The 16,516-nt window shown below is 44.9% G+C and carries 16 protein-coding genes; 11 read left to right on the forward strand and 5 right to left on the reverse strand.

Annotation, left to right across the window (positions count from 1 at the left end; genetic code table 11):
• The first annotated feature begins 134 nt into the window (after window positions 1–134).
• Together NC99_RS16820 and NC99_RS16825 are read left to right on the forward strand one after the other, a co-directional pair.
• Window positions 135–932 (forward strand): phosphatase PAP2 family protein, encoded by a 798-nt coding sequence (locus tag NC99_RS16820; protein WP_053186386.1) that lies wholly within the window; start codon window positions 135–137, stop codon window positions 930–932.
• Between the two features lie 71 nt (window positions 933–1,003).
• Complete coding sequence (locus NC99_RS16825) at window positions 1,004–2,155, forward strand: hypothetical protein (protein WP_053186388.1); 1,152 nt, start codon at window positions 1,004–1,006, stop codon at window positions 2,153–2,155.
• Between the two features lie 28 nt (window positions 2,156–2,183).
• On the opposite strand, the gene NC99_RS16830 is transcribed toward NC99_RS16825, so the two are convergent.
• Window positions 2,184–3,296, reverse strand: coding sequence for a metallophosphoesterase (locus tag NC99_RS16830; protein ID WP_053186391.1), 1,113 nt, complete (start codon window positions 3,294–3,296; stop codon window positions 2,184–2,186).
• 304 nt (window positions 3,297–3,600) lie between these two features.
• Between NC99_RS16830 and NC99_RS16835 the strand changes: the two genes are divergently transcribed.
• From NC99_RS16835 to NC99_RS16855, 5 genes are all read left to right on the forward strand, one after another.
• Complete coding sequence (locus NC99_RS16835) at window positions 3,601–5,055, forward strand: aminoacyl-histidine dipeptidase (protein WP_053186393.1); 1,455 nt, start codon at window positions 3,601–3,603, stop codon at window positions 5,053–5,055.
• Window positions 5,056–5,244: 189 nt separating this feature from the next.
• Entirely contained in the window at window positions 5,245–5,808 is a 564-nt protein-coding gene (locus NC99_RS16840; RefSeq protein WP_162231246.1) for a YceI family protein, read from the forward strand.
• 45 nt (window positions 5,809–5,853) lie between these two features.
• On the forward strand, window positions 5,854–7,020 hold the full coding sequence (locus NC99_RS16845) for a hypothetical protein (RefSeq protein ID WP_053186397.1): 1,167 nt from the start codon (window positions 5,854–5,856) through the stop codon (window positions 7,018–7,020).
• A gap of 90 nt (window positions 7,021–7,110) precedes the next feature.
• The gene (locus NC99_RS16850) at window positions 7,111–7,686 is read left to right on the forward strand and encodes a YceI family protein (RefSeq protein WP_082326542.1); all 576 of its coding nucleotides are present in this window, start codon (window positions 7,111–7,113) and stop codon (window positions 7,684–7,686) included.
• Window positions 7,687–7,706: 20 nt separating this feature from the next.
• Window positions 7,707–8,126: an RrF2 family transcriptional regulator gene (locus tag NC99_RS16855; RefSeq protein WP_053186402.1), complete on the forward strand. Its 420-nt coding sequence runs from the start codon at window positions 7,707–7,709 to the stop codon at window positions 8,124–8,126.
• A 7-nt stretch (window positions 8,127–8,133) separates the two neighbouring features.
• Here NC99_RS16855 and NC99_RS16860 read toward each other — a convergent pair whose 3' ends face one another.
• A complete protein-coding gene (locus NC99_RS16860) occupies window positions 8,134–8,505 on the reverse strand; it encodes an STAS/SEC14 domain-containing protein (RefSeq protein WP_053186405.1) in 372 nt (123 codons plus the stop codon).
• Window positions 8,506–8,721: 216 nt separating this feature from the next.
• On the opposite strand from NC99_RS16860, the gene NC99_RS16865 reads away from it, so the two are divergent.
• Complete coding sequence (locus NC99_RS16865) at window positions 8,722–10,350, forward strand: SulP family inorganic anion transporter (RefSeq protein ID WP_239684473.1); 1,629 nt, start codon at window positions 8,722–8,724, stop codon at window positions 10,348–10,350.
• Window positions 10,351–10,438: 88 nt separating this feature from the next.
• Window positions 10,439–11,761: an NAD(P)/FAD-dependent oxidoreductase gene (locus NC99_RS16870; protein ID WP_053186410.1), complete on the forward strand. Its 1,323-nt coding sequence runs from the start codon at window positions 10,439–10,441 to the stop codon at window positions 11,759–11,761.
• Here NC99_RS16870 and NC99_RS16875 read toward each other — a convergent pair.
• Window positions 11,725–12,858: a PAS domain-containing sensor histidine kinase gene (locus NC99_RS16875; RefSeq protein ID WP_053186413.1), complete on the reverse strand. Its 1,134-nt coding sequence runs from the start codon at window positions 12,856–12,858 to the stop codon at window positions 11,725–11,727. The genes NC99_RS16870 and NC99_RS16875 overlap by 37 nt on opposite strands.
• Before the next feature lie 231 nt (window positions 12,859–13,089).
• On the opposite strand from NC99_RS16875, the gene NC99_RS16880 reads away from it, so the two are divergent.
• Window positions 13,090–13,524 (forward strand): arsenate reductase/protein-tyrosine-phosphatase family protein, encoded by a 435-nt coding sequence (locus NC99_RS16880; RefSeq protein ID WP_162231247.1) that lies wholly within the window; start codon window positions 13,090–13,092, stop codon window positions 13,522–13,524.
• Between the two features lie 30 nt (window positions 13,525–13,554).
• Here the strand turns inward: NC99_RS16880 and NC99_RS16885 are convergent, their stop codons facing one another.
• Window positions 13,555–14,940, reverse strand: coding sequence for an aminopeptidase P family protein (locus NC99_RS16885; protein WP_053186419.1), 1,386 nt, complete (start codon window positions 14,938–14,940; stop codon window positions 13,555–13,557).
• A 183-nt stretch (window positions 14,941–15,123) separates the two neighbouring features.
• Here NC99_RS16885 and NC99_RS16890 point away from each other — a divergent pair, with 183 nt between their 5' ends.
• Window positions 15,124–15,846, forward strand: a complete 723-nt coding sequence (locus tag NC99_RS16890; RefSeq protein ID WP_053186422.1) for a cytidylate kinase-like family protein — start codon at window positions 15,124–15,126, stop codon at window positions 15,844–15,846.
• Here the strand turns inward: NC99_RS16890 and NC99_RS22170 are convergent.
• The coding region (locus NC99_RS22170) for a hypothetical protein (protein WP_204375040.1) at window positions 15,843–16,516 on the reverse strand (674 nt) is incomplete at its 5' end. The two genes, NC99_RS16890 and NC99_RS22170, sit on opposite strands and share 4 nt — an antisense overlap.

A 16,516-nucleotide genomic window follows, 5' to 3' on the forward strand; every position in this document is an offset into this window, starting at 1 on the left:
AACCGAATTTACTTTTTCAACCCGAAAAATCCCTTCGGCAGCGGTATATTTGTTTCCTTCACTAAAAGTTAAGATTATTGCAACTGAATTCAGGGCTGTGCATCAGCAATGAAGTCCTGTTAGCTAAACATGCTATGAAAAAAAGTAAAATCCTGCTGTTTTTGTTTTTGACACCGCTTGTACTGACCGCCCAAATTGATACACTTCGATTAAACCAGGCTTTTATCAGAAAAGGTTGGGGCGATACCAAAACCTTATTTACTGCGCCAGCCCACTGGGACGGACGCGACTGGGCAACTTTTGGTGTGGTTTCGGCATCGGTAGCCGCCCTGTTTTTGGTTGATGACCCGGTAAACGAAGCCTTTCAGAATTGGAATGAACATGCCGGACGTTCAGGTGAGCGTCTATCGGCCAACTTTTTGGAGCCTTGGGGTGCCGAATATTCGCTGGCTGTAATGGGTGGTTTAATGGGCTACGGGCTGCTGGCAAAGGATGGCAAAAGCCAGTCGACCGCTTTGCTGGCCGGCGAAAGCTTCGTGTTGGCCGCGCTGTTTCTGCAAATTCCCAAGCGCCTGATTGGCCGGGCACGACCAAATGCCACAGACGATCCGTTTCAGTTCAATGGCCCATTTCAAGGGTCGGCTTTGCCATCGGGGCATACCACAGCGGTTTTTGCGGTCGCTTCAGTTATCGCCAACCAATATTCAAACAAACCGGCAATTCCGATTCTATCCTATACCATTGCCTCGGCGGCTGGCTTATCACGCATTTACGACAACCGACACTGGTTGAGCGACGTGGTTGGTGGCGCTGCACTGGGTATTGCCGTTGGTAACTTGGTGAGTGGCAAACACAACGAGACAAAGCGGATTGCTGTCGTTCCTTTTTCGTCGGGCCGAATACAAGGCCTGCGCCTGGCTTATACCTTATAACAGAAAATAGAAAACGCTTGAAAAAAATAATTACTTTTAGCCAGTTCAAATAAAAAAACAGCGTAGGACTTATGAAAAAATGGGGATCTCTTATTCTAGTTATTTTTCTGCTTGGTGCCTGCTCATCAGGGAAAAAAGCATTGGATCGCGGCGATTATATTGAAGCCATGGAGAAAGCGGTAAATCGCCTAAGCAGCGACCCAAACAACAAAAAAGCCAAACAAGTGGTTAGTGATGGTTACGCAGTAGCGATGGATTATTATCAGGAAGAAATTGATCTTATCCTGAGTGGAAATGACGCTTTTAAGTGGGGAAAAACGCTCAACATCATGAACCGGGTGAACCACCTGAGCAACCTGATCCGGCGGGTTCCGGCTGCACGCAGCCTGGTGCCATCGCCCAAAATGTATGCAGCCGAACTCAGCGAAGCAACCGAACGGGCTGCTGAAGAGCGCTACCAAGCCGGCCTGATCAGCCTGTCGCGTCCAAGCCGCGAAGATGCCAAAGACGCCTACTACCATTTTTCACAGGCCGATAAGCTGATTCCCTCATACAAAGATGTCTTGGAGAAAATGTTTGATGCCAAACAACGTGCAACCATTCATGTTATTCTCGAATCTGTTGCCTTGCCCCTGAAGCGCTATGAATTATCTTCCGAATTCTTTTACGAGCAAGTGATTAATCGAATGAAACAACGATTCCCAAGCTCTGGATTTGTGGCCTTCTACACTCCCGAAGAAGCTGAGAATCGACAAATCCAATATCCCGACATGGTCGTTCGAATGGAGTTTTACGACTTTTTTGTCGGACAGCCTCAGCACTTCGAAAAAGAGGAAAACCTTGATCGCCTGGTAGAGCGTGAAGTGGAAGTGAAGGTAAGCCGCGACTCTACGCGCATTGAAAAACGCCAGGAACGACTGAAAGGCAAAATCAAAATCATAACAGACGAAGTGGCATCACAGGGACTGCTGAACGTAAAAATTGAAGAATTTGAAACCCAAAAACTGATTTTGAGCGAAGAAATCCCCGGTGAGTTTTTGTGGCGGAATCAGTATGGCATTTTTGTTGGCGACGAAGGCGTATTAACTGAGCAGCAAGTTCGAATCATCAATAACAAAGCGGTTCCGCCTCCGGGACCGCAGGATTTGTTTGTCGAATTTACCCGGCCAATCTATGCCCGCTTAACCGATCGTTTAAGTCAGTATTTCAACAAGTACAACTGATTTAATAAGTAAGTTTGGATGCAGGCCGCTATTCGAATGTGAAATCGACCACCATAATCTCCGATTTTCCGGCGGTTTTTACTGGTGGGCCCCACAAACGCAAGCCGCTTGTAACAAAAAAGTGCGTATTGCCAATCTGCTTATAGCCCCAGCTCAGCTCATACATTTGCCGAATAATCAAGTTGATGGGAAAAAGCTGACCGTTGTGCGTATGTCCCGAAAATTGCGCATCCACCGAGGTTTGGCTCACTTCCTGCAACTGCGTAGGACGATGATCCAAAAAAATAATGGGCAAATCGGGCGTAATTGTTTCCATAATTTCACCAACAGCTTTACGGCTTTTCAGGCGCTCGTCGTACCTGCCACCGATATAAAACGAACGGTCAATATCAACGATCGTATCGTACAACATCGTGATGCCGGCTTTCTGAAAAAAAGTGCTGAACTCCTGGCCGCCATAAAACTCATGATTACCAACAACTCCGAATGACCCGTATTTTGACTGAATCCTTCTAAAGGCATTTTCAATCTCAATGGTCGTTTCATTTTCACTGTCGCCCTCCACAATATCCCCTCCAAACAACACAATGTCAGGCTTCGTCGCATTCAACTGGTCCACAAAATGTTCGATGTACCGGAGTTTGGTACTTTCAAGCATATGAATATCAGCAACAAATGCTACCCGAAGTTTCTCAATTTTCGAATCCTTCTTCGGAACACCAATTTGGTAATTTGAAACCCGAATGGTATTCAGGTTGATGACACCACCCACAACCACTAAAACCGAAAGCAAGAGGATTGTCGAAAAGGTAAAAAACCGAAATCGGAAACGCTTTCTTTTTTCGCTCGAAAGAAATTTTAAAAATAGGTTGGCCAATAATACCAGATCGAAAAGAAGAACGAACAGAAACAGATACAAATAAAAGGGTAGCAAATAACCGGCAATGCCTGATATGATTTGAGCCGTAAGATTCTGGCCATCATCACCCAGATTCCGTGAAAGTGGGTAAACTGCAAAAAATACCAGGTAAATAATCGTGTACCACAATTTGTATCCTTTGCTAATAAATAATTGATTTATCCTGGCAAAAACGTAAATATTCGGAAACACATAAGCGAGCGTAAGATAGAGATGAAACATCGGCTAGATTTCAAAAATTAAATGCGATGAAGATATAAAATTCCGGCCAACTAAAACAAATGCCCGATTATGAACCTCTTAAACAGATGAAACCAGAAGATCTCACACCAAATAACTTGATAAAAAAATCGGCGTCCGGGATTTTTCGGCCAAAATCATTGGATAGCTGAAAAAAACACGGTTATTTTATTCTTCGGAAAAACAGAAGTGACTTTTACTTTTGAGAATTGTGCCCAAAATTCGTGGCCACAACTTCCGATCATTCCAAGCGAAAAATTGTTTATTGTTAGAAATATTACAGCACATGAATAAACTTGATAAACTTCAGCCTCAACCTTTGTGGAACTATTTTGAAGCCATTTGTCAGGTTCCACGCCCATCGAAAAAAGAAGATAAAATCCGTGCCTTCCTGCTCGATTTTGCGGCTCAAAATGGGTTGAAGTCAAAAACAGACACCATTGGCAATGTGCTGATTTGCAAACCGGCAACAACAGGAAAAGAAAACACACCGACTGTTGTGCTTCAGTCGCATATGGATATGGTTTGTGAAAAAAACAGCGACAAAACATTCAATTTTGATACCGATGCCATTGTACCGGTCGTGGATGGCGAATGGGTGAAAGCCGATGGAACAACCTTGGGCGCCGATGATGGCATTGGCATAGCAGCCCAAATGGCCATTCTGGCAGCAAAAAACATCGCCCACGGCCCCATTGAATGCCTGATTACGGTGGATGAAGAAACCGGATTGAGCGGCGCTTTTGCTTTGGAAACTGATTTTTTGAGCGGGAAAATACTCATCAATCTCGATTCGGAAGATGATGGCGAATTGTTTATTGGTTGTGCCGGTGGAATTGACACTTTGGGAACACTAACCATTGATAAAGAGAAAACACCGGGAAAATCGTTTGCCATGAAAATTATGGTGAAAGGATTAATGGGCGGCCATTCGGGTGATGATATCCACAAAGGGCGCGGAAACGCCATCAAAATTCTGACCCGTTTCCTGTGGCAGGCCATTCGGAAGTATGGCGTTCGTATTGCTGGTTTCGATGGCGGGAACCTGCGCAACGCCATCGCTCGCGAAGCAAGCGCTACCGTAATTGTACCAAGTGTTCAAAAGGAGCAGTTGGTCGCCGAAATCAACATGTTTTCGGCCGATGTTGAATTTGAGTACGAACGCACCGAGCCCAACCTGGTAGTCGATCAAAGCTCAACCCGTGTGCCTGAAAAGGTACTGACCCAAGCCAGCCAGGAAAACCTACTGAACCTGCTTTATGCCTGTCCTCATGGTGTTTTGGAAATGAGCACCCGCATGAAAGATATGGTTGAAACTTCAACCAACCTGGCTTCGGTTAAATTTATCGATTCAAATAACCTGCTCATCACCACCAGCCAGCGTAGCGAAATTGAAAGCCGTAAATACTATGCCGCCGAGATGGTTCGCTCGGTTTTTGAAATGGCTGGTGCCGAAGTCAAACATTCCGATGGCTACCCGGGTTGGACTCCTGACCCATCCTCCCCAATTCTCAAAATTGCTGTCGACTCGTATGTCCGGCTGTTTGGTGAAAAACCAACTGTTCGCTCTATTCATGCCGGACTTGAGTGCGGGCTCTTTCTTGAAAAGTATCCTGAACTGGACATGGTGTCCATCGGACCAACCATTCTGGGAGCTCATTCGCCCGACGAACGAATCAATATTCCAACCGCAGACAAGTTTTGGAAGCATTTGGTTGACATATTGGAAAACATTTCATAAATATTACTGTTTCATATCGATTTTCTCCAAATTTCTATTCAGCTGTTCTCGTTAACGTTATGAAAATAAGACTTTTTAGTCTGATTCTAAATTAGTTGTCTTGTAACCTCTGTCATTTGCCGGATTACAAATTGTTTTTATGTTTGTGCTACTAATTCAGTAGGAAAGGTAGGATAAAAAATGAAAACAATGATTAGAAGTTTAAAAATTCGTGTTTTAGTAGTGCTTTTGGTTGTTGCCAACTTGGCAGTAACAGCACAAGTTCAGTATAAACTGGATTCAAAAACCAGTTCCATACAAGTACAAGGCACCTCAACAATTCATGACTGGGAGATGAATGCGGAAACAGCAAGCAGCACCATCACACTCCAGGAAGATGGATCGCTGGAAAAGTTGAGCTCGGGTAACTTCACAGTAGATGTGGCATCAATTAAAAGCGACAAAAGCATCATGAACAAGAAGGCCTGGGAGGCTCTGAAGGAAAAGAAATTTCCTCAGATTAAGGCCAAACTGCTTCACGTTAGCCAAAATGGAAACTCGGGCCATGTACAAATGGAATTGACCATCGCCGGAAAAACCCAAAAAATCACCGATGGTTTCAAGTTCACAAGTACCAATGGAACGATAAAAATCGAAGGTATTTTGGATTTAAAAATGACCGATTTTGGCGTTGAGCCGCCCACAGCCATGATGGGAACAATCAAAACAGGAGACGAAATTAAGGTAGCATATACCTTGGTCTATACCAAGTAATAGTAACGAGAGAGAAGTATTTCAAATTTAATTTAATCATTAATTATGAGAAAGATTACAGTAGTTATTGCGAGTTTATTGATTGCAATATCAAGTTTTGCCCAGCAATTCGAAGCTGAAAAAATAGATCCCCAGGAATTTTCTGATCTGAAAGTGAAAGTCGGCGCTGATTTTGCCCTGCAACTTCAATGGCTGGATCACGAGGCTGACGTAGAGTTAATTGACCTTAAAAACAACTTCAATTTACCAACAGCCAACCTAAACATTACAGCCGACCTGGCACCCGGCATCCAGTTGTATATCAACAACTACATGTCGTCGCGCCACCACAATGAAGCGTGGGTTGAAGGTGGGTACCTAACCATTGACAACCTGCCCTTTTTACCGGCTGCTGATGATTTGATGAAGTACTTGACCATTAAAGCCGGGGTGATGAATCCCAACTATGGCGATGCCCATTTTTTCCGCAGCAACAATGCCGCCGTTACCAACAACCCATTTGTTGGCAACTGGATTATGGATAACTACACCACCAATCCGGGACTGGAAGTGATGTATCGCAACAAAGGCATGCTTGCCGTTGTAGGAACCAATAATGGCCGCATGAACTATGGCCGTGGAAATGACATTGGCGAAGAGCTGGTGTTTCACTGGAAATTGGGCTACGACACCAACATCAACGAAGACTTACGCGTACGTGCAAGCCTTTCGGGTTACCATGTTGGTGAAGGCCACAGCGGATCGACACTTTGGGATGGTGACCGTGCAGGCGCCCGCTACTACAATGTGATGCAACTGGCTTCGGCCGAAGGAGACAACTTCCGCTCAGGACGCTGGAGCCCCGGCGGTGGACAAACCGAGATGAATAGCTACATGGCCAACCTGTTTGTCCAATTTCACGGACTCGAATTGTTCGGAATCTACGAAAACATGAAAGGTGTGAAAGGCGGAAACGATCAACATTTCACTCAAACCGCACTTCAAGCCATTTACAATGTAGGCGATTTCTACTTCGGTACCCGTTTGAACAAAGTATCAAACAATGACGGATCCGAAGTTACCCGCACCAACATTGGTGGTGGTTGGAGAATGATTGAGTACGTAACCATGAAGCTTGACTATGTGAACCAGGAATATGATGGCCCGGCACACGGAGCCATCGCTGGTGGAAAATTCAATGGCGTAGTTCTGGAAGCCGCCATTTCGTTCTAAAAAATTAGGAATTGAATCAGGCAGTTCTGCAAATGCAGGGCTGCCTTTTCATTCTTCCAGAAAAGAACAAAACAGTACACGATTGTAAAAATGAAAACACGATTAACATACCTGGCTGCTTTGCTATGCGTGATTTCTTTACCGGTTGCCGGACAAATGGCCGCCATGAAAGAAACATTCAGCCGGTATATGTTTGATCAGGTTCACATTGTTGGAAAAACCAATGTGAACGATTTTCATATGCAATACCGGGAAAGTGGCTTTTGTGAAGTTCCGGCAGATTTCCGGCAAGGAAACTCGATGATTGAAATTGAAATTCCGGCCGATCAGATTCAGGCAGATTCCAAATTAATGTTGAAGGACTTTTTGGAATTGATTAATGCCCAAAAATACCCGACCATTACCATCGAGATCAACTCCGATGAAATCACCTTTGAAAAAGCAGGCGAATCGGACCTGAAAAATATAGCCATCAGCATGAATGGCATCACCAAACAGTTTCGGAGCCAAACATACGCTGATGCCTGCTTCGGAAACCAATGGTGTCTTTCCGGCGAATTAAAGATAAAATTGACTGATTTTAATATTCAACCTCCGAGTAAATTTTTAGGACTGGTCAAGGTTCAGGATGAAATATTTATTAATTTTAGGATTTTATTTTCATAAAAAACCAAAAAGATCGACTCTTGAAATTTAGTACCAAAACCCGGTATGGAATTCGTGCTATGCTTGAAATCGCCAAGGACGAATCGCAAAATGGTGTATTCCAAAAGGACATTGCCCTTAACCAGGATTTGTCAGTCAAATACCTTGACCAAATCATATGTGGCCTGAAAACGGCTGGTTTAATTATCAACTTAAGGGGCAAGAAAAGCGGCTACATTTTAACGCGTCCGCCAGCCGAAATCACCATGCTGGATATTCACAACGCTTTTGAGCCGGGCATCTGTGTGATTGACTGTATGGCCACCGGGTTTGTCTGCGATCGCAAGGGGATTTGCCAGGTGAAAGGATTTTGGGAGAATTTGAATACAATGATTGTTGACTATTTCAAAAGTGTCACATTACAAGATCTTAGAGACAATAAAGTTCTGCTGGACCATTGAACCAAGTTTAGCCGTACAAATTAAGCCATTTGATGGCAGATTTTTTTTCTGAGAAAATTTCAGTTTTCATTTTCATCGTCGTAAGCTTATCCTTTAGCAACATGGCCAACGCAATTCCTTTGGGCGAATCGCTCACATAAGCCATGCGTATATCTTCAAATTTTGACAGATGCTTTTTTAGCTGATCTGCAAGGGCATCCAGCTCGACCGGATTCATACCGGGTGTTGCCCCTCGGTGGTCGTGCAGGATTTTTATTCTGTCCGGGAGCTCCATCTCACCAAGAACCCGAAAGTACTCCTGAAAACCTTCAAAATCGGTTTCTCCATAGAAACAGGCTTGGATAATACCCATCTCTTCCTTCACCTCAAATTTTTTCATCTTAAGCGCACAATTAAAGCGCAAAACTATCAAATTTTATTCAATTTAAGTAGTTCACTTCTATTTTCAACATAGCAAAACCATCGATATTCGGGAGGTCTGCTGAAAGTTTAAAAATACCCCGTCGCACGAGAATAACGGCACAGATTTGTGCATACCTTTGCGCCTTCAATTTCAAGCAATCATTTTATGCAACATTTGTTCAACCCGAAGTTAATGAGTGTCCTCAGGCACGGTTACACAAAAAAACAGTTTTCCAAAGACTTGTTTGCCGGCATTATCGTCGGTATTGTTGCACTGCCGCTGGCGATTGCATTTGCTGTAGCCTCGGGCGTTTCACCTGAAAAAGGCCTGATCACCGCAGTAGTTGCGGGCCTGCTAATTTCTGTGTTGGGGGGTAGTCGGGTGCAAATTGGCGGCCCTACCGGAGCTTTCATTGTTATTGTTTACGGCATTTTGCAAACCCACGGTCTGGATGGGCTGATTATTTCAACCATGATGGCAGGCGTTTTCCTCATCTTGTTTGGGCTTCTGAGGATGGGTTCGCTCCTTAAATTCATTCCACATCCACTCATTGTAGGTTTTACAAGCGGTATTGCCCTGGTTATTTTCACCACCCAAATCAAGGATGCGCTGGGACTGGAAATCACCAACCTTCCAGCAGATTTTTTGCCCAAATGGGGAAGTTACTTTTCAGAAATTAATACCATAAATCCCCTGGCGCTGGGCATCACGGTTGTGACCATTCTGATCACCCTGTTTTTCAGAAAAGTGACGACAAAAATACCCGGATCGTTTGTAGCCATCGTGTTGATCACAGCCATGGTTCAATTGCTCGATCTGCCGGTGACTACCATTGAATCGGTTTTTGGCGAAATCCCACGGAGTTTTCAGCTCGCCTTTCCTTCCATCGAATTCAGCGAACTGGGCAACTACCTTGCTCCTGCCCTCACCATTGCTTTGCTGGGCGGAATTGAGTCTCTTTTGTCAGCGGTTGTTGCCGACGGGATGATTGGGGGAAATCACCGTTCCAACACCGAACTGATCGCGCAGGGAATTGCCAACGTGGTTACACCTATTTTCGGCGGAATCCCAGCCACCGGAGCCATTGCACGCACGGCAACCAACGTCAAAAATGGCGGAAGAACACCGGTTTCGGGAATTGTTCATGCCATTACCTTACTGCTGATTATGCTATTTGTCGGGCAGTGGGCCAAACTGATCCCCATGTCGTGCCTGGCTGGAATTCTGATTGTGGTGGCTTACAATATGAGCGAATGGCGACTATTTGCCTCCATCTTGAAAGGATCGGGTTTTGACATTTTAATTTTGCTGGTCACCTTCTTCCTCACCGTTTTGGTCGATTTAACCTACGCCATTCAAATTGGCATCGTTCTTTCAGCCTTGTTGTTTATGAAACGAATGGCCGACGCCGGAACCAAAACCGAAATGGAAATTGACAGCGACGTGCTTGAAAACTACGAGACACTACCCGAGGGTTTGGCCATTTACGAAATCAGCGGGCCTTTCTTCTTCGCTTCGGCCAAACAATACAGCGCCACCTTAAAAAGCATAGGCCAGCAATCGAAAGTGCTGATCATCCGGATGCGTCACGTGCCTTTCATCGATTCCACCGGACTGCACAACCTGAAAGATGTGATCAGGGATTTGCATCATTCGCACACAACCGTTATTCTTTCCGGAGTTCGCCCGGAAGTGCTAAAAGAACTTGAAAAGAACAAGGTGCTGGACTTGCTGGATCAATCCATGATCTTGTCTACTTTTGATTTGGCGTTGCAGAAAGCCAATGATTTTCTGGGACATAAAGCTACATTTCATTCCTGACCTGTACTGGCAATATCGGCCGGAAAAATCTTTTCACCAACGCGCCACAACAATCATTCGTGTGGTTTGTTGGTGAAAAAAAATTGTCATGCCAGTTAATATTCCAGAAACAGATCAGAAAAGAGTGGTGATTGTCGGAGCCGGTTTTGCAGGGCTCAAACTCGCCCGAAAGCTTTACAAGAAGGGTTTTCAAATTGTGTTGGTCGATCGCAACAACTACCACCAGTTTCAACCACTGTTCTACCAAGTGGCTACATCGGGACTTGAACCCAGTTCCATCTCGTTTCCACTGCGAAAAGTGTTTCAGAAAATAAAAAACGTTTACATCCGAATCGCCGAAGTGCAGCGCATTCTTTCTGATAAAAAAATGATTGAAACCAGCCTTGGAACCATTTGGTACGATTATTTGGTGATTGCCACCGGCGCCGATACAAATTTTTTCGGCAACCAGGGATTTCAGGACTACAGCATACCCATGAAGTCTGTTTCAGAAGCGCTGTACCTTCGTAACCGGATTTTGCTGAATTTTGAAAAAGCGGTGACCTTGCGCGACCGCGAAGAATTACGCCAACTAATGAGCGTACTGGTTGTTGGCGGTGGCCCCACGGGGGTTGAAGTTTGCGGAGCTTTGGCCGAGATGAAAAAATTTATCCTGCCCAAAGACTATCCGGACCTGGACTTCAGCTTGATGGAAATCACTTTGATTGAGGCCGGGCCTCATTTGCTAAGCGGCATGAGCCAGCAAGCCGGAAACAAAGCAAAAAAATACCTGGAAGAACTGGGAATCAAGGTACTACTATCCCACATGGTGACAAGCTACGACGGACAAACAGTAAACTTAAAAAATCACAGCCCAATTCAAACCCAAACTTTAATTTGGGCCGCGGGAATCCAGGGACAGATGCCGGAAGGCATTAGCGTGGAAAAGAGGCAACGTGGAAACCGCATCATCGTCAATCGTTTTAACCAAGTTGAAGGCATGGAGCACATTTTTGCTTTGGGCGATATTGCCTACATGGAAACGCCCAAGTATCCCCACGGTCATCCGCAAGTTGCCCAAGTGGCGCTTCAACAAGCACAAACACTTGCCGACAATTTGAAGCGTGAGCAGGAATCGAAACCCTGGATGAATTTTGAGTACAAGGACAAAGGCTCCATGGCTACTGTTGGGCGCAACCGCGCCGTCGTTGATTTACCTTTCATCCGTTTTGGAGGTCCTTTGGCTTGGCTCACTTGGATGCTGGTCCACCTGATGTCGATCGTCGGTGTTAAAAACCGGCTTTTGATCTTCATCAACTGGCTGTGGAAGTATTTCACTTTCGATCAATCGCTTCGACTCATTTTAAAAGCCTCGGGCGACAAAATGCAACACGATCAAAAGCCTTCGGGCGAAACCGGAAGGTCAATATAAAAGACCGTGCCTTGCTTTTCGGTACTTGTAAACCCCACGGTTCCCTGCAAGTACCTTTCGCCCAACAACTTCATGCTATAAGTGCCCACGCCCCGGTTCTGCCCTTTGGTAGAATAGGAGCGTTGAAAAATTTGCATCTGAACATCGCGCTCCATATAGGTATTGTTGAAAACACTAAACCGTACATAATCGCCGTAATCCTTCGCCTTCAAAACAATACGGTGCCCGCTGGGAATGGCTTCCATCGCATTTTTTATCATATTGACCAACACCCGCGTGAGCAGGGTTCTGTCAGTGATAATTTCCTTGTCCACCGCTTCATTGACCACTTCTGTTTGCTTTTCCTGAGCCACCACATGAAAACGAACCTGATCAGTCAGCTTACTCAGTAGCTGGTCAATTTTCAACGGGACAAAATGAGGTTGCAACTCTCCGAGTTCCGCTTTCATCATTTGCTGCTGGCCTTGAATCTCGTCTATAATCTGCTGGGTCAGCGAGCTGGCAATTTCCAGAAACTTGGCCCTTTTATCGTCCGAAAGCTCTGGCAGTAACTCCAAAATGCCACTTAGCCCTCCGGCAATATTCAACACATCGTGAAAGAAGATCCGTTCCAACAAGGCTTTTCGTTTGCGTTCAGTAATGTCTTCAATCGATACAATCAAGTATTTCTTTTCGAACAAAATTGGTGTAGCGGTGACCTGTAAATCCAGCTGCAAGGTTTCATTGTCTTTCTGCGAGGTAATTCTGCACTCACGAACAACTTTTTCTGATCGTTTCCATGCCTGGTCGAAAGCAGTTTTTGCGCCACAGTATTCACATTTCTCAGTGGTGCCGCATCCGCCTGTTTCACTTTTTGCGTTGACACAGTTGAAAATATCGCCAGGACGAACGCCCAGCACATGTTCTTCCAGGTCGATGTTGTATTTTTCCAACATGGCATCGTTTGAAAACACCACTTCATTTCGATCATTCAGAATACAGATCACTGAAGAAAGAGAGGAAAGTATATCTTTGATGTACTGTATACCTGCAATCTCAACTTTACTTTTGAGTATCTCTTCAAAAGGTTCCCGAACGACGCGATTATTGTTCTTCATAATTCTTTTCGCAAACTGAGGCACAAGATACAAAATTCCTTCATTTTGCGATAAAAAGAATTGACAACAGAACAAAGTGCAAATGAAATCGCAATTCCTCTGACGTAATAAAAGAAAAACAACCGATTTAAGAACAAGCTAATGCATTGACATTCAAGCAAAGAAAAGCGACAACTGTTATTTTTTAGTTGCATGAAAATCTGTAAATTAAGCTTTCGTAAATGCTCAATTATGACGATTCTTTTTCTATGTTCCGGTGCAGGTTCCTGCAAAAGTTTGATGGCGAAAACCATGCTGGAGTCGGTGGATGCAACCCATCGGGTTCTTTCGGCTGGCATTAGCCCGACAAACGAGCTGGATCCATTGGCCATTCAGGTGATGCAAGAAATTGGCCTCGTGATGAATCCGGCCAGCCTTCAATCTGTTTCAGACTTGAAAGATGAACCAATCGACTACCTGATTACCTTAGGCGAAAGCACAAAGGAAGAGTTTCGCGATCTTCCCCTTGCTTATAAAAACAAACTGCACCTCAGTTTTGGCAAGCTCGTTAAATCAATCGGCCGATATGGAAGTCAACTGGATGCCTACCGGCATTTGCGTGACGAGATTAAAACAGAGCTCGATTATTTTTATTACCGCATTTTGAAAGAAAAAGCTGCCAATTAGCAGCTTCTTCAATCAATCTTATCGCCAAAATTATTTCATGGTTGATTCCACTTCTTCCGGCGTAATCGGAATTCGTTCGCCAATTAATTCACAAGCTGTTTCTGTAATCAGCAAATCGTCTTCCAGGCGAATTCCGCCAAAAGTACGATAGGCTTCCAACCGGTCGAAATTGATAAACTCGTGGTTTGTCTTTTCCGATTTCCATTGGTCAATCAATGCCGGAATGAAATAAATGCCCGGTTCGTTGGTGATCACAAAACCTGGCTGCAATTTTCGCCCAAGGCGTAGGGCAGCGGTTCCGAATTGACTAACAGGCCGGATCTCTTCATCATAGCCAACATAAATTTGCCCAAGATCTTCCATGTCATGCACATCCAGCCCCATCATGTGGCCAAGCCCGTGGGGCATAAACAAGGCGTGCGCACCAGCTTGTACGGCCTCATCCACATCGCCTTTCATCAAGCCCAAGGCTTTCATCCCCGACGCGATTACTTTGGCCGCTTCGAGGTGAATGGACAGGTAACTCGCCCCCGGTTTGGCCAATTCCGTAGCCAGATTATTCGCCTGTAAAACAATTTCATAAATCTCTCTCTGTTGTTGACTAAACTGCCCCCCAACGGGTGAAGTGCGTGTAAAATCGGAAGCATAGTGCATGCTGGTTTGCGCACCCGCGTCAACCAACAACAACCGGCCTTTTTCGAGCACGTTGGAATGATCGTGATTATGCAAGGTTTCGCCGTTTTGTGACAGAATAATTGGGAAAGACGGCGGATTTCCGTTGGCCAGAGAAATACCTTCAATGGTTCCGGCAATTTTCTGCTCCCAGGTACCGGGCATCGCCATTTTCATGGCTGCCACATGCATTTGATAGCCGGCGGCAGCTGCTTTCTGCAACTCTTCAATTTCACCGGCATCTTTTACGGAACGCAAGCTGACGATCGCCTGAATCAGTTCTAAAGACGCCGCAGCCTTCTGGTGAGAAGGAGCAATGCCGGTAAGTTCGAGCAAGACCAATTGGTTGTCGGCCCGATAGGGTGGCGTAAAATGAATCTTCCGACCACGCTTAACCGCTTCACCCACCTGGCTGAACAACTTCTGATAAGCCAGGGCTTTCTTTATTCCCACCCGGGCCGCTTTCGTCTGCATGCTCTCCTGAGGCCCCATCCAAATAATATCGTCCATGGAGAAATCATCGCCAAAAAGCATCTCTTCACCTGAATCGACATCAATCAGGCCAGCAAGATTCTGAAAATCAAGTCCAAAGAAGTATAAAAAATTACTATCCTGCCTGAAATGATAGGTGTTATCCTTGTAATTCATTGGTGAGTCAGAGTTTCCCAAAATCAGGATCAGTCCTCCACTTACCTGATCTCGTAACTGACGACGTCTTTCAATATAAATCTCTCGATTAAACATGAGTCTGGTATTTTCAAATTAAACAAACGAATTCGAAAGGTAGTTACAATTGTGCTTACGACTTATGATATTTGGCAAGGCGATGATAAATTACAAAAAAAAGCCGAGCTTTTTCCTACTCACAAACATATAACTGATTTACTATGAATTCGTAAAACTGGATAAACCACAAAATCAAAAATCATGGAAAACTCCTTACTTAATTATATGAATAAGCGCTTCGGCGAAATTTCACCAGCACGCCGCCCCGAATCCCATGTTGCAGGCCCGGTCATCACCATTTCGAGACAAGTGGGCTGCGGAGGCGTAAAAGTTGCACGCAATCTTGCTGAAGCTTTAAATGAATTTGTTGTTTGCAAAAAATGGCAAGTCATCAGCAAGGAGGTTTTGCACGAAAGCGCTCGCCAACTGGAACTCGACCCCCGCAAAGTTAACCGGCTGTTTACCCAGGCCGATCATTCCACCTTCGATGAAATTCTGGAAGCATTTAATGCGAAAATGTACAAAAGTGATCGAATGATTTTGAAAACAGTGAAAGAAGTCATTAAAGGATTTGCGGTGGATGGATGTTGCATCATTGTGGGCCGTGCCGGACACATCATTGCCAGAGACATTGAACATTCGCTGCATATCCGGCTGGAAGCACCACTGGATTGGCGCGTTGAGAAAATTGCCTCGCGAAACAATATTTCCACCGATGAAGCTCTCCGATTCATCACGGAAACAGAAAAAAAACGGGAAACTTTCCGTAAACATTACGTCAACAAAAAGCATCCCGAAGAAATGTTTGACCTGGTCATCAATGTGTCCCGGTTCAAATCTGAAAATATTGTAAAACTCATTAAATCAGCTATTGAGCTAAAGGGAATCACCGAAAGCCTGCGATCAAATGTTTCGTACTTTTAGCCTGTAATTTGTGCTGGCAAACCTTTGACTTGAACCGGTTTCTGTCCATCCGGTTTTGGCATAAACATATCCTTATAGGTTAATCCAAGTTTTTCAGCCATTTCAAGTGAATAATCCAATCGTCCAAAATCCGGCGTAATATTATTGGTTCCAAAGCTGAACTTGACACCCGCTTCTTTAGCTCGCCGTAAAATTTTCTCCGAAGGCAACTTCAGGCGGGAGTTGATTTCCAAAGCGACATCGTTTTCAGCCAACACCCGCACGAAACGCTCAATGCGCTCATCGGTCCATAATTCATCATACTGATCGGCAAGCACTTCGGGCAAATAAGTCGGATTTACATGGATATCAATCGGTTCCTGCGAAACGATGGCTTCAATACGGCTGACCAGTTGCTCCATAAAATCTTGCTCGTCATCCACAAAAACCTCTTCGGGAATCCACAGGCGCATTCGGCGTCCCTTATCGTCTGTCCAGGTCATGGCATCTGTAAAAACGTAATCAAACTCGGTAATGGCTTCGGGCGAAAACAAGGTGATCCACTCGCGTCCTTCGGCTTGCATGCCCCGAAAGATCGGCTGACCTTTCACCGTGTCCATATACGCATAAAGCGATTCGTCGTCTGTAACCGGAAATTTCAATCCGCAGTTGGGTGCTATACCGTAGTTGA

This window comes from Sunxiuqinia dokdonensis, from assembly GCF_001270965.1.
GTDB lineage: Bacteria > Bacteroidota > Bacteroidia > Bacteroidales > Prolixibacteraceae > Sunxiuqinia > Sunxiuqinia dokdonensis.